General features: G+C 43.1%; 14 protein-coding genes. 12 read left to right on the forward strand and 2 right to left on the reverse strand.

Annotated features, from left to right (window positions below):
* Window positions 1-184: 184 nt before the first annotated feature.
* Complete coding sequence (locus ACOOE0_RS05855; protein ID WP_420401535.1) at window positions 185-442, forward strand: hypothetical protein; 258 nt, start codon at window positions 185-187, stop codon at window positions 440-442.
* Window positions 443-560: 118 nt separating this feature from the next.
* On the opposite strand, the gene thiL is transcribed toward ACOOE0_RS05855, so the two are convergent.
* Window positions 561-1,607 (reverse strand): thiamine-phosphate kinase, encoded by a 1,047-nt coding sequence (thiL, locus tag ACOOE0_RS05860; RefSeq protein ID WP_420401536.1) that lies wholly within the window; start codon window positions 1,605-1,607, stop codon window positions 561-563.
* A gap of 65 nt (window positions 1,608-1,672) precedes the next feature.
* Here thiL and ACOOE0_RS05865 point away from each other — a divergent pair, with 65 nt between their 5' ends.
* The 10 genes from ACOOE0_RS05865 to ACOOE0_RS05910 all read left to right on the forward strand — a co-directional run bounded on the left by ACOOE0_RS05865 (window position 1,673) and on the right by ACOOE0_RS05910 (window position 11,193).
* Complete coding sequence (locus ACOOE0_RS05865; protein ID WP_420401537.1) at window positions 1,673-2,950, forward strand: choice-of-anchor B family protein; 1,278 nt, start codon at window positions 1,673-1,675, stop codon at window positions 2,948-2,950.
* A 9-nt stretch (window positions 2,951-2,959) separates the two neighbouring features.
* Window positions 2,960-4,300: a hypothetical protein gene (locus ACOOE0_RS05870; RefSeq protein ID WP_420401538.1), complete on the forward strand. Its 1,341-nt coding sequence runs from the start codon at window positions 2,960-2,962 to the stop codon at window positions 4,298-4,300.
* A gap of 117 nt (window positions 4,301-4,417) precedes the next feature.
* Window positions 4,418-4,747, forward strand: a complete 330-nt coding sequence (locus ACOOE0_RS05875; protein WP_138836632.1) for a HesB/IscA family protein — start codon at window positions 4,418-4,420, stop codon at window positions 4,745-4,747.
* Between the two features lie 45 nt (window positions 4,748-4,792).
* Entirely contained in the window at window positions 4,793-6,238 is a 1,446-nt protein-coding gene (gene sufB / locus ACOOE0_RS05880; RefSeq protein WP_420401539.1) for a Fe-S cluster assembly protein SufB, read from the forward strand.
* Window positions 6,239-6,320: 82 nt separating this feature from the next.
* Entirely contained in the window at window positions 6,321-7,073 is a 753-nt protein-coding gene (gene sufC, locus ACOOE0_RS05885) for a Fe-S cluster assembly ATPase SufC (RefSeq protein ID WP_420401540.1), read from the forward strand.
* Window positions 7,074-7,169: 96 nt separating this feature from the next.
* Complete coding sequence (sufD, locus tag ACOOE0_RS05890; protein WP_420401541.1) at window positions 7,170-8,486, forward strand: Fe-S cluster assembly protein SufD; 1,317 nt, start codon at window positions 7,170-7,172, stop codon at window positions 8,484-8,486.
* 3 nt (window positions 8,487-8,489) lie between these two features.
* Complete coding sequence (locus ACOOE0_RS05895; protein ID WP_420401542.1) at window positions 8,490-9,716, forward strand: aminotransferase class V-fold PLP-dependent enzyme; 1,227 nt, start codon at window positions 8,490-8,492, stop codon at window positions 9,714-9,716.
* Between the two features lie 71 nt (window positions 9,717-9,787).
* The gene (locus ACOOE0_RS05900; RefSeq protein ID WP_420401543.1) at window positions 9,788-10,210 is read left to right on the forward strand and encodes a SufE family protein; all 423 of its coding nucleotides are present in this window, start codon (window positions 9,788-9,790) and stop codon (window positions 10,208-10,210) included.
* 73 nt (window positions 10,211-10,283) lie between these two features.
* The gene (locus ACOOE0_RS05905; protein WP_299385923.1) at window positions 10,284-10,613 is read left to right on the forward strand and encodes a DUF59 domain-containing protein; all 330 of its coding nucleotides are present in this window, start codon (window positions 10,284-10,286) and stop codon (window positions 10,611-10,613) included.
* Window positions 10,614-10,689: 76 nt separating this feature from the next.
* A complete protein-coding gene (locus tag ACOOE0_RS05910) occupies window positions 10,690-11,193 on the forward strand; it encodes a DUF2480 family protein (RefSeq protein WP_420401544.1) in 504 nt (167 codons plus the stop codon).
* A 45-nt stretch (window positions 11,194-11,238) separates the two neighbouring features.
* On the opposite strand, the gene ACOOE0_RS05915 is transcribed toward ACOOE0_RS05910, so the two are convergent.
* Window positions 11,239-12,798, reverse strand: coding sequence for an IPT/TIG domain-containing protein (locus ACOOE0_RS05915; protein ID WP_420401545.1), 1,560 nt, complete (start codon window positions 12,796-12,798; stop codon window positions 11,239-11,241).
* Between the two features lie 375 nt (window positions 12,799-13,173).
* Between ACOOE0_RS05915 and ACOOE0_RS05920 the strand changes: the two genes are divergently transcribed.
* Window positions 13,174-14,103 carry a DUF3078 domain-containing protein gene (locus ACOOE0_RS05920; RefSeq protein WP_420401546.1) on the forward strand — a complete coding sequence of 310 codons (930 nt, stop codon included), beginning with the start codon at window positions 13,174-13,176 and terminating at the stop codon, window positions 14,101-14,103.
* Window positions 14,104-14,500: the final 397 nt, after the last annotated feature.

Below are 14,500 nucleotides of genomic sequence, written 5' to 3' on the forward strand. Positions count from 1 at the left end.
AGTGTGTATTTCATCGAAAAAAAACTTTTTCAGCTAGATTCACAAAATAAAAAGTTATCAACAGCCGTTGCAGTAATAAATGTCTAATCTAAAACATTAGAATTATAAAATAGAATTACAGTTAAATGTTACCGCATTTTTCGATCCCCAAATCGTTTGAATGCCCCCCAAACAACACCAACTTATGAAGACTTCCTCCTCCCACAACCATGGCAACAAATTTTCTTCTTTCTTCTGCAACATTTTTGGACACCATTACGTAGTTTCCAAAAAGGTCACAGAACATATTAAAGAGTACAAATGTCTGCATTGTCAAAAAGAAGTGACCACCGATGCAAGTGGTAAACTTTCTGCTTTAACCCCACAGCGACAGGACATCAACAGTACTTTGGCAGATATGTATCGCAAAAGACGTAATAGACAAGTTCCCCAAGTGGCGTAGTAAGCGTCACACTATTAAAAATTTCAAGGGCTATCCCGGAAATTAAGTAAGCAACTCGTTCAGTGCAGTCGCGTGCCCCAAGACCGTCTTTCGAGTGTTGCCCTTGTTTTCGGGATTTTTATTTGTTGAAGGAACTCCAACCTTGAGCAGTTAAAGCAATTTTTGTGTTGGCTCTGGTGATCAAATGGGTTCCCTCTTCTTTCGAGGTCATATGACCAATTACCGTTAGGTTGGGATTGGCTTTGATCTTTGGGAAATCTGCTTGGTCAATGGTGAAGAGTAATTCGTAATCCTCCCCGCCACTTAAAGCTATGGTAGTGGAATCCATTTTAAACTCCTCAGCGGTGGAAATCACTGTGGGGTCCAATGGAATTTTATCCTCAAAAAGATTACAACCCGTTCCACTTTGCTCGCAGAGGTGCAAAATTTCCGAAGAAAGTCCATCACTGATATCAATCATTGCAGTTGGTTTTACCTCTAGTTTGTCCAGTAGTTCAACAATGTCTTTGCGAGCTTCAGGCTTTAACTGCCTTTCCACAATATAAGAGTAGGGGTCAAGATCAGGTTGACTGTTGGGGTTAACCTTGAACACCTCTTTTTCACGTTCCAAAACCTGAAGGCCCAAATAGGCACCTCCCAAATCCCCCGTTACCACCAATAGATCATTGGCTTTGGCGCCTGATCGATAAACCAAATCATCCTCATTGGCAACCCCTAGCGCCGTTACGCTAATCAACATTCCTTTGGTGGATGAGGTGGTATCGCCCCCTATCAAATCAACCTTGTATAATTTACAGGCTTGGACAACGCCTGCGTAGAATTCTTCAAGGGCTTCCAAAGGAAATCGGTTGGAAACTGCAAGCGAAACTGTAATCTGTGTTGCGGAGGCATTCATGGCATAGACATCCGAAAGATTTACCATGACGGCCTTATAACCCAAATGCTTTAGGGGCATATAGCTTAGATCAAAATGTACGCCTTCCACCAAAAGATCAGTGGACACAATGGTTTTTTGGTTCTTGAAGTCCAAAACTGCCGCATCATCGCCCACCCCTTTCAAAGATGAAGGTTGGGTCAGTTCAAAATGCTGGGTCAGATGTTTGATCAAGCCAAATTCACCCATTTGCTCTAGGGCAGTTCGCTGCGAGTTCTTGTTTTCTAGCATTTTGCAAAAGTAAATAGGATAATTATAAAATGGTATCTTTAAGTTAAACTTAAAATTGCTTTGAAATGGTAAAACCTCACTTTACCATCCTTTTGGTTTTCATTATGCTATCGTGTTCCAGTGATGACGGTTTTGTTTCTCCCATAGACAATGGAGGAAACAATGGGGGCAATAATGGCGGAGGCAATACTGTAGACATAGGAAGCGGGGATGTAACACGTGGAGCCACACCTTGTGAAAGTGGAACGGCGGCAATATATCCTTGTGATGGGTACGATTTGTTATTCCATATGAATTTGAGTTCCTTGAGCGCGGGTTCCGGGAATGATATCTGGGGATGGACAGATACCGAAAACAGTAGGGAGTATGCGTTGATTGGGCTAAACAATGGAACTGCTTTTGTGGATATTACCGACACCTCAAATCCAATATACGTTGGAAAAATGCCAACGGCAACGGACAATAGCACCTGGAGAGATATAAAAGTCTATAATAACCATGCCTTTGTTGTTTCGGAAGCCCCTGATCATGGGATGCAGGTTTTTGATTTAACCAGACTTCGGAATGTGCAAAGCCCACCCCAAGTTTTATCAGCAGATGCCAGGTACACAGGGATAGGGAATGCCCATAACATTGTCATCAACGAAGAAATGGGCTATGCCTATCCTGTAGGAACGGCCCGTAACGACATGTTTAACGGAGGGGTTCATTTCATTAATGTTCAAAATCCCACCAGTCCGTCTGGTGTTGGTGGCTACGGTGGTAACGGATACACCCATGATGCCCAAGTGATTACCTATCAAGGACCGGACACGGACTACACTGGTCAAGAGATTTTTGTTGGAGCCAATGAAAACCAAATTGCCATTGTGGATATCACGGACAAGTCCAATCCAGTAGGGATATCTACTTTATCCTATACCAATGTGGGGTATACCCATCAGGGATGGTTTACCGAGGATCACCGCTACTTTATTTTAGGGGATGAACTGGACGAACCCGATTTTGGATTCAATTCCCGAACCCTCATTTTTGATTTTATAGACTTGGACACCCCAACTTTACATACCACCTATTTGGGTCCCACAGGGGCAATTGACCATAACGGCTATGTGTTGGGAGATGAGTTTTACCTGGCCAATTATTCCGCTGGACTGAGAGTCCTTGACATTTCGGACATTGAAAATGAGAATATTTCGGAAAAAGCTTTTTTTGACACCCTTCCAGCCAACAATACTGCTGGATTTGATGGGGTTTGGAGTGTATATCCATTTTTTGAAAGCGGTAAAATTATTATCAGTGATACGGTTGGCGGGCTCTTTGTCATCCAAAAATCCAATTAAAATTGTCCCATGAAGAAGTTAGCAGGAATGTTGATACTGGCAATGCTAGTGGGTTGCCTCAATGACGATTCACCAACAAATCTTCCCTTACAGCGAACCTTTGTGGGAGAGGTGGATTGGATGATAAGTTTTGGAGGAAGTGGGGAGGACACTGCCCAATCCGTGATCCAAACTTCGGATGGCGGCTATGCGGTTTTAGGTTATAGCAACAGTATGGATGGGGATTTGGCAGGTAAGTCCACCAATGTTAATGACTATTGGTTGTTGAAGCTCGATCAAGAAGGCAATCTCAGTTGGAGCAAAACCTACGGAGGAACCAAAGATGACCGGGGGCAGTCCGTGATTCAAACCAGGGATGGAGGCTATGCCATAGTGGGCTATGCCATGAGTGATGATGGAGATGGGAGCAATAACGAAGGGTTCCATGACAACTGGATTTTGAAATTGGACAATTCTGGAAATATTCTTTGGGAAAAGAGCTTTGGGTTTTCTGGTCACGACCATTCGTATGATGTTGTTGAGACGGCCGATGGCGGGTTCTTCTTCTCAGGTTTTTTGGATGTAACCTCTTCTGGCGGAGCAGGGAATGAGGGCAAAGGCGGTTATCTAACAAGGCATGGGGTTGGAGAATTTTGGGGAACCAAATTGGATGCACAGGGCAATCTGGAATGGCGTAGATATTTTGGAGGCACCAACAATGACCGCTCCTATGGGGTGGTTCAGGCGGACGACGGCGGATTTGTTTTGGCGGGTGCTTCGGAAAGCGATGATTTTGATATTACCGATCCCAAAGGAAGCTATGATTTTTGGGTGCTCAAAGTGAGCAATCAGGGAGAGTTGATTTGGCAGCAGTCTTTTGGAGGAACAGGCATTGACAAGGCCTATGGCATAGCAAAAACTTTGGATGGGGCCTATGTGGTTACTGGAAACACGTTCAGCACAGATACCGATATTTCGAGAAATAATGGAGAGTCCGATGTATGGTTGATCAAGGTTAGTGATGCTGGCGCATTGATTTGGGAAAGGACGTATGGGGGAACGGCCTTTGATGCAGCCCAGTCTGTGAGTGCAACTGCAGAAGGGGGATTATTGATTGCGGGGAACTCCAAAAGCACTGACGGAGATGCCCTGGAAAACCAGGGGGAAAACGACCTTTGGGTCATTAAGACAGATGCATCCGGGAATATCGAATATCAACAAACTTTCGGGGGTTCCGGAATCGATTTTGGCTTTGATGTTGTAGAGAACAGCGATGGCAGTTTGGTGCTTGTTGGAGAGAGCGCCAGTGATGACTTCCCAGGCCTCGTGCCCAAAGGACTGAGCGATCTTGTGGTCATCAAAATAAAATAACTTCCCTGTTCCATAGATAACCCCTATTCCAGCATTCGTTATTATAATGTTAGGAACTATGGTAAAACCCCACTAAAGACCTATATTTGTACGCTATTTAGAATAAATCCAAGTAGAATGATTAAAGTTTCGGAAACAGCCAAACAAAAGGTAGTTAGCTTGATGACTGAGGAAGGCTTCGATGCATCCACGGACTTTGTTCGGGTTGGTGTAAAAAGTGGGGGCTGCAGTGGATTATCCTATGAACTGAATTTTGACAAATCCGCTGCAGAAAACGACAAGGTTTTTGAGGATAATGCAGTGCGAATTATCGTAGATAAAAAGAGCTTTTTATACTTAGTGGGCACCACACTGGAATATTCAGGGGGACTCAACGGTAAAGGCTTTGTCTTCAACAACCCCAACGCCCAAAGAACATGTGGCTGTGGAGAAAGCTTTTCACTCTAATTGAACATTGTTAATTGTCCATTGCTCATTGGCTAAATGTAAAGTATGGCTTATACAGAGGAAGAATTAAAGAAAGAACTGGAAACCAAGGAATACGAGTATGGTTTCTACACAGATATTGAATCGGACACCTTTCCCAAGGGATTGAGCGAGGACATTGTTATTGCCATTTCCCAAAAGAAACAGGAACCCGAATGGATGACCGAATGGCGTCTGGAGGCCTTCCGTGCCTGGAAAGCCATGGAAGAACCGGAGTGGGCCAATGTGCAATACGAGAAACCCAATTTTCAGGACATCTCCTATTATTCCGCGCCGAACAAAAAACCCAAGTACAATAGCTTGGATGAGGTAGATCCCGAGTTGCTGGACACTTTCAAGCGGTTGGGAATTTCTTTGGATGAACAGAAAAAGTTGGCAGGTGTTGCGGTGGATATTGTCATGGATTCTGTTTCCGTGGCGACGACCTTCAAAAAAACCTTGGCGGAAAAAGGAATCATCTTTTGTTCCATTTCTGAAGCGATCCAAGAACATCCAGAATTGGTCAAAAAATATATCGGGACCGTGGTTCCCCAAAAAGACAACTTTTATGCAGCATTGAACTCGGCAGTTTTCTCTGACGGATCTTTCTGTTATATCCCGAAAGGAGTTAGATGTCCCATGGAACTTTCCACGTATTTCAGGATCAACCAAGCAGGTACGGGTCAGTTCGAAAGAACTTTGGTAATTGCGGATGAAGGAAGTTATGTGAGTTATCTGGAAGGGTGTACAGCCCCTTCACGGGATGAAAATCAATTGCATGCCGCTGTGGTAGAACTTATAGCCCTGGATGATGCTGAAATTAAGTATTCTACCGTACAGAACTGGTTTCCTGGTGATAAAGAAGGTAAAGGGGGTGTGTTCAACTTTGTGACCAAAAGAGGGATTTGCGAGAAAAACGCGAAAATTTCTTGGACACAGGTAGAAACGGGATCGGCAGTGACCTGGAAATATCCATCCTGTGTGCTAAAAGGAGACAATTCCATTGGGGAATTTTATTCCATTGCAGTAACAAACAATTTCCAACAGGCAGATACGGGAACCAAAATGATCCACTTGGGGAAAAACACCAAGAGTACCATTATTTCCAAGGGAATTTCTGCGGGGCAATCACAAAACAGTTACCGTGGTTTGGTCCAGGTGAACAGCAGAGCAGAAAATGCCAGAAACTTTTCACAGTGTGACTCACTTTTGATGGGCAACCGTTGCGGTGCGCATACTTTCCCGTATATCGAAACAAAAAATAAATCGGCACAAATAGAGCATGAGGCCACGACCAGTAAAATTGGGGAGGATCAAATCTTCTATTGCAACCAAAGAGGGATTGATACGGAAAAGGCCATAGCCTTGATCGTAAACGGATTTAGCAAGGAGGTTTTGAACAAACTTCCCATGGAGTTCGCCGTTGAAGCCCAAAAATTATTGGAAATAAGCCTGGAAGGCTCAGTTGGATAGCCTCGACTCCGCTCAGCTACCTATCAGGGTGATTGAGCGTAGCCGAAATCAAATAATTCAAACAAAGAAGACAATTTTGAAAATGCTAGAGATAAAGAATTTACACGCCAGCGTGGAGGACAAAAAAATCCTTAAGGGAATCAACCTTCAGGTGAATCCAGGAGAGGTTCATGCCATTATGGGGCCCAATGGTTCCGGGAAAAGTACCTTGGCTTCGGTAATTGCGGGCAAGGAAGAATTTGAGGTTAAAAAAGGAAGCATTGCTTTGGAAGGCGAAGATTTGGAAGAATTGGCTCCTGAAGAAAGAGCGCACAAAGGAATTTTTCTTTCCTTCCAATATCCGGTTGAGATTCCAGGGGTATCGGTGACCAACTTCATGAAAACGGCCATCAATGAATCCAGAAAAGCACGGGGCTTGGAGGATATGCCTGCCAACCAGATGCTAAAGTTGATTCGTGAAAAATCTGAGCTGTTGGAAATAGACCGCAAGTTTTTGTCCCGTTCATTGAACGAAGGATTTTCTGGAGGAGAGAAAAAACGAAATGAGATTTTCCAAATGGCGATGATGGAACCTAAACTGGCTATCTTGGATGAAACGGATTCAGGGTTGGATATCGATGCATTGCGCATTGTGGCCAATGGCGTAAATAAGTTACGTGGTGGAGAGAATGCCATCATTGTGATTACCCACTACCAAAGATTGCTGGAGTATATTGTTCCCGACTTTGTGCACGTATTGCACGACGGAAAAATTGTAAAATCGGGCACCAAGGAATTGGCATTGGAATTGGAGGAAAAAGGGTACGACTGGATAAAGCAGGAGACGGTTGTCTAAGTCCTACGTCATTCCTACGGTCGTAGGAATCCTTTGATGTGATAAACCGAAAATTTTAAGATTCCCGTTTTCACGGGAATGACAACGAGAAAGAAAATGGATTTAAAAGATAAATTACTTTCTTCATTTATAGCTTTTGAGAACAACGTGGATTTGGATAATCCGATACACGAAGTTCGGTCAGAGGCCATCAAGAATTTTGAGGAAAAAGGGTTTCCTTCCAAAAAAGAAGAGGCCTGGAAGTATACTTCCTTGAACAATCTTCAAAAGGTCGACTTCAGTGTATTTCCAAAACAGGAAAATACCCTGGAGTACAGGGACATCAAAAAATATTTCCTTCACGAGATAGATACCTACAAGATTGTTTTTATTGATGGGGTCTATAGCTCATACCTGTCGGAAACTACACATGACGGAGTAGATGTCTGTTTGATGAGTGCTGCATTCAGCAAGCCCATGTACAAGCAGATCATAGAGCTTTATTTTAATAAAGTGGCCTCCAAGGATGAGTCGCTTACCACATTGAATACCGCTTTCAGTAGAGAGGGTGCCTATATCTATATTCCAAAGAACAAAGCGCCAAGAAAACCTATTCAGATTGTACATTTTGCAACTGGAAACGAAGCTGCATTGATGCTTCAACCCCGGAATTTGATCATTGCGGAAGAAAATGCTGAGGTACAGATTATTGAGCGTCATCAAAGTTTAACCAAAAACGAAGTGTTCACCAATGCTGTGACGGAGATTTTTGCTGCCAAAGATGCCATTGTGGATTACTACAAAGTTCAAAACGATGCGAAGACCGCTTCCTTGGTGGATAACACCTATATCTCCCAAAAAGATAACAGCGTTGTTCGCGTGCATACCTTTTCCTTTGGCGGAAAACTAACGCGAAACAACCTTAATTTTTATCAAAACGGGGAACGAATTGATTCGACCTTAAAAGGGGTGACCATTTTGGGTGAAAAACAGCATGTAGATCATCACACCTTGGTGCACCATGCACAACCCAATTGTGAAAGCCATCAGGATTACAAGGGAATTTTTGGGGAGAGGTCAACTGGAGTTTTCAATGGGAAGATCATCGTAGATCAGATAGCTCAAAAGACCAATGCCTTTCAGCAGAACAATAACATTCTACTTAGCGACAAGGCAACAATTAATACCAAGCCCCAATTGGAAATTTTTGCGGACGACGTAAAATGCTCCCACGGTTGTACCATAGGCCAATTGGATGAAGATGCTTTGTTCTATCTGCAATCCAGGGGAATCCCAAAGAAGGAAGCCACCGCATTATTGATGTATGCCTTTGCCAACAACGTATTGGAAAGTGTTCGCATTCCCGAACTCAAAAAACGCATCAACAAAATTATCGCAAACACCCTTGGTGTAAGGGTGGGATTTGATCTGTAATCTATGTTGGAAGTAGGCTTGGATATCCAAAAAATCCGAAAGGATTTTCCCATTTTGCAAAGAGAGGTGAATGGAAAGCCGCTGGTGTATTTGGACAACGCGGCAACATCCCAAACCCCTCAGCAGGTCATTGATGTGATTGTGGATTACTACCACAGGTACAATGCCAACATCCATCGTGGGGTGCATAGCTTGTCCCAGGAAGCCACAGATGCCTATGAGGCTGCACGCGAAAAAATCCAGAACCATTTCAATATTGCCAAAGCTTACCAGGTAATCCTAACTTCGGGAACTACCCATGGCATCAATTTGGTAGCGAGCGGATTTACTTCATTGTTGAACGAAGGCGATCAGATTTTGGTTTCGGCCATGGAGCACCACTCCAATATTGTGCCTTGGCAGATGTTGTGTGAAAGAACTGGAGGAGTCTTGAAGGTGATTCCCATGAACGAAAATGGGGAATTGGTGATGGAAGAGTTCCATAAGCTGCTTTCAGACCGAACTAAACTGGTGTTCTGCAACCATGTTTCCAATGCATTGGGTACGGTAAATCCCATTGAAGAAATTATTGAAGCTTCCCATAAGGTAGGTGCTGCAGTATTGATAGATGGAGCACAGGCAGCAGCCCATATCAAAGCCGATATGCAAGCTTTGGATGTGGATTTCTATACCGCATCAGCTCATAAAATGTGTGGCCCAACGGGGGTTGGAATGTTATATGGAAAAGAGGAATGGTTGAAGAAATTGCCTCCCCATCAAGGTGGAGGTGAGATGATTGCAGAGGTTACTTTTGAAAAGACCACCTATGCTGATTTACCGCATAAATTTGAGGCAGGCACACCCAATATTTGTGGCGGGATTGCATTTGGTGCGGCGCTGGACTATCTGAACGGCATTGGAATGGAAACCATAGCCCAATACGAATCGGACTTACTCGAATATGCCACGGAGCAGTTGTTAAGTATTGAAGGACTTCGGATTTATGGTACAGCAGAGGACAAGACGTCTGTGATTTCATTCAATATTGAAGGCATTCATCCCTACGATATAGGAACCATCTTGGATAAATTGGGCATAGCGGTACGTACTGGGCACCACTGCGCGCAACCTATCATGGACTTTTATGGTATTCCGGGAACGGTACGTGCAAGCTTTAGCTTTTACAATACCAAAGAGGAAGTGGATGTGCTGGTTGAAGGCGTTAAGCGGGCCAGGAACATGCTGCTCTAGCCTAAAGTTATCTTTATCTTAAAGGTTTGATGGGCAAGAGCCTGAATCGTATTTTTGAACAAAATTTATAGATGACCATAGCTGAAATACAGGAAGAGATTGTTGACGAGTTTTCCATGTTTGACGATTGGATGCAGCGGTACGAGTACATGATTGAACTGGGCAAATCCCTTCCCCTGATAGAAGAGCAATACAAAACCGAGGACAATATTATCAAAGGTTGCCAAAGTAAAGTGTGGGTGCATGCTGAATTGGACAATGACAAACTGGTGTTTACTGCGGATAGTGATGCTATTATTACCAAGGGAATCATTGCCATTTTGATTCGGGCCTTTAGCAACCAAAGACCGCAGGATATTATAGATGCCGATACGGAATTTATTGATGAGATTGGACTTAAGGAACATTTATCGCCCACACGGGCCAATGGTTTGGTAAGCATGATCAAGCAACTGAAGTTGTATGCTGTGGCCTATCAGACACAATTGAATTGAGTTTAGAAGGGCAAGAGTTTGGGAGTTTATAGGCCTTCTAAACAATAAACATCTAAACACCTAAACTAAAAAAATGAGTGAAGAAACCACTATAGATACCCAAGAACTCGGAGAGAAAATCGTTGGGGTGTTGAAGACCATTTATGATCCGGAAATTCCAGTGGACATTTACGAACTGGGATTGATTTACGACGTATTTGTTAATGAGGATTACGATGTGAAGATTCTTATGACCTTGACTACGCCCAATTGCCCGGTGGCAGAAACTTTGCCAGTTGAGGTAGAGGAAAAGGTAAAATCCTTGGATATCCTTAAAGATGTTGAGGTGGAAATCACCTTTGACCCCCCTTGGACCCAGGATTTGATGAGTGAAGAGGCGAAGTTGGAGTTGGGACTTCTCTAGGGAACGGAATGTCATTCCGCATTTAATGCGGAATCCAGTTAGTTTAAAAAGATTCCTGTTTTCACAGGAATGACAGATGGAAGAAATAAGAAACAGAGTAGCAGAAAGCAAACTGATCACCTTTGACCTTGAGGATCTATACCAAGAAGGTCGCAGGGAAGTATTGGATATTAAAGATTGGCTGCATGAAGGCTTCATTCTTCGGGAAAAGGAATATAGGGCCCACTTGGATATTCAAGATTGGTCCCAATACCAAGATGCCTATGTGGCTTTGACGTGTTCTACAGATGCCATAGTACCGGGTTGGGCCTATATGTTGGTGACCTCCAAATTGGCCCCTTTTGCCAAAAAAGTGGTTTTGGGCGATTTAGAAACTTTGGAAACTGCACTTTACCAAGAGCAACTCCTCCAATTGGACTTGGAACCCTTAAAGGATAAACCCGTTATTATTAAAGGTTGCTCCAACAAACCCGTACCGGAAAACGCCTATATCTTGGCCATGACCCAAATACAACAGGTTGCCAAAAGCGTAATGTACGGTGAGGCTTGTTCTGCGGTGCCTCTTTATAAGAGGAAATAAAAAGCCGCCCTTTGGGCGGCCTTAAATGATATTTTATTTCCAAAATTATCTTGCAATTATGGAATGAGTGTAGCTGTAATATGACGATAATTCTTCTTTATCAATGACAACTCCGTTTTGGTCAACAATCCAATAAACAGCAATATCTTTTCCTCCATCATTTTCATATCCAGCTACATAATAAACCCCATTGAGTTCAAAAATTGAATCTGCGCCTGCATCCATTTCTCCGTTTGTAATATCCTTGGATGTGATTATACCATCTTTTATTATCCAAAACTTGGCAACATTTACCCCATTTATGGTTTCATTGCCCACAGCGCAGACCTGCGAGCCATTGGCGGTTACAGAGTATGCCACAGCACTGTTGGTTCCGTCGGTCAATTCATGAACGGATACATCCTTGACCCACACTTTTGCAACCCTTTTGTTGTTTTCATTTTTTTCGTAACCTGCTGCAAAGGAATAGTTGTTGTAGGCATAGACCGAATTAGCACTTGCATCAAATTCCCCCAAGGTCAAATCAGTAGGAAGCTTATTCTCCCAGACTACCGCAATATCTTTTCCGTTTTTAAAATAATAGCCTCCAACCAATACATCATCTCCATTAAGAGTTATAGCTTTAGCAACGGAAGTTGTTGGGCTCAATTCAACTGAATTTATGTTCTCCCACTGATATGCTTTTGTGGTATCGCCATTACTTTCATAACCTACAGCATAAACTATATCATCTTTAATTGCAATTCCACGCGCTCGCGCACTATAAATTCCTTCTGTTAACTCTGTGGCAATTTTGGTCGTACCATCAACCTCCCAGGTATATGCAACATATGTAGTTCCATTGTGATCGGTACCAGCAGCATAAATTTTTTGACCCTCCAAAACAACAGCATCGGCAGCAGCGGCGGAGTTGCCATCTGTTAGTCTGGTTGGTATACCATTGATCCATAAGGTGGCAAAAGAATTGTCTTGGTCATCGGTATCATAACCAGCCACAATAATACTGGGATTTACATCCACATCCACAGTAGCAGTCAGTTCACCAATGGTGATCGTTATATCAGCTACCCCAGATTGCAAAGCGACCAAATCCCCATCTTCATTAATGTCAACAATGTCTGGGTTGTTGGATTCAATCTGAATGGAAGAACCATCGGGGAACTCGTCCCAATTGGTAATCTCTGGAAATTTGGCGGTATCCAAAGTGTACATTTCCAAATAGTTATCGGCAAGTTCAATGGATTCTGGCCCAGAAACCTCATCAGTTACAGTAAAGTTTGCAGCACTCTTGACCTCTACATCATCTATGGTTACGGAAATTTTTCCAGTTTCGGCATCTTCGGGAACAAAAACCATTAAGGATTTACCGGATATATTGACACTGCTTACGGTGGCATCAACTCCATTAAAATTCACGGAAATGTTTTGATTTGTAAAGTTGGTTCCGTTAACGGTCACCAAGGTTCCAACCGACCCGCTGGCAGGGGTAAAACCTGTCACCGTATGGTTAGCACCAGGTGGCGTGGAGTCATCATCTTTTTTACAGGCCACAACTATAATTCCTATCAAAAGTAGCATGGAAACGAAGTAGGGAATCTTTTTCATCTTTTTTGGATTTTAGATTAAAGGCGCAAGGAAGTATAAAATGATTGCAGTTTTGGGTGCCAATTGACGAATGCCCTGTTTGGATTGATGGATGGCATATTTGGGTTAATGGGAAAAGGGGTAGGGGTTTAGTTGAAAATGGAAAATTGTTCTTTAGTAATCAGTAATCAGTAATCAGTAATCAGTAATCAGTGGTCAGTTGACAGTTCACGGTTGACAGCTATCAGCTTCACCCAGCACCCAGCAACAAACACCAAACACCAAACACCAGACATTGGTCATTGAACTTGAGCTTGTATTTTGAACTTGATTCTTTATTCGAGATTCTATGTGACCTTTTTTATTTTTACGGTTCTAAGCATTAAACTCCATACTATGAAACGACTACTTTTTGCAACAGCGCTGCTTACTGCATTTTTATCCCGAGCCCAGACGGCCGAGGAAATCAAAGCCGAAATGGCTCCGAAAAAAGATTCAATTGCTGCTATCCAAGGGCGTGTGGATGCACTTCAAGCCCAATTGGATGCCCTGCCAGGATGGAAGGTGGGTGCCTTTGGAACCATTGGCGGAAGCTTGTCCAACTTTAACAATTGGTTTGCCCAAGGCCTGCCCAACAACAGTTCAGGTACCATTGGGTTCACCGTGAATGCCTTTGCCAACCAACAGGAAGAAAAATTCTTTTGGCGCAATGCAGCCAACATCAATTTAAGTTGGGTAAAACTGGACGACAAGGACGATCCTACCGATGATGACGGATTCCGAGAAGCTACGGATGTGTTCAACATCTCATCGCTTTATGGAAGAAAACTCAGTGACAAATTTGCAGTTTCGGGATTAGGCGAATATCGAACCACCATTTTAAGCAACTTTAATGACCCGGGTTATTTGGATTTGGGTGTTGGGGGAACTTGGACACCCGTTACGGATTTGGTGGTGGTTATCCATCCACTGAACTACAACTTTGTATTTAGCAATGAGGACACCATATTCAATTCTTCACTTGGAGCAAAGATTGTGGCCGACTATACCAAGAAATTGGGAGCCGTAAGCTTTAAGACCAATTTGTCCATGTTCCAAAGTTATGAGAGTGGGGATTTAAGTAACTGGACCTGGACCAACTCATTCGCCTATACCTTATGGAAGGTCATCGGGGTTGGGTTTGATTTTGGTTTGCGAAACAACAAACAGGAGACCCTGAATTATATAGTAAACAACGCTCCAACACCAGACCCAACTGCAACCTTTGACACTATTGATAATGAGTTGCAAACCTATTGGACTTTCGGACTGAGCTATTCCTTTTAGATCAAGGAACAGGGAAAATCGATTTCACCGTCAGTTCGAGTGCCCCAAATGAAATTCGGGATGTATCGAGAACCGTAAGGAGCTTCAATACTTGGCTTAATGGTCTGACACGAATTACTCGAATTGGCTCGAAGGACTAATTAACTTAAGCTCACTTCTACAATCAAAAAAGCCCTCAAAATGGAGGGCTTTTTTGTGGGGTTATTTTACAATTTGGGGTGTTTTGTGTACCAAGGTCTAAGTAGGTTAAGCTTATGGAAGACCAGGTTGTAACACTAACACTTAAAAACATTATGAAAGTAGCTTATCTGTTGTTTGTGCCTAAACTTTTGTTGTGAATAATCCAAAAGTTGTGGTGGAAGATGAGGGGGCAAACACTTCATCGAAGAACTTGACC

This window comes from Flagellimonas sp., from assembly GCF_965215805.1.
Lineage (GTDB): Bacteria > Bacteroidota > Bacteroidia > Flavobacteriales > Flavobacteriaceae > Flagellimonas.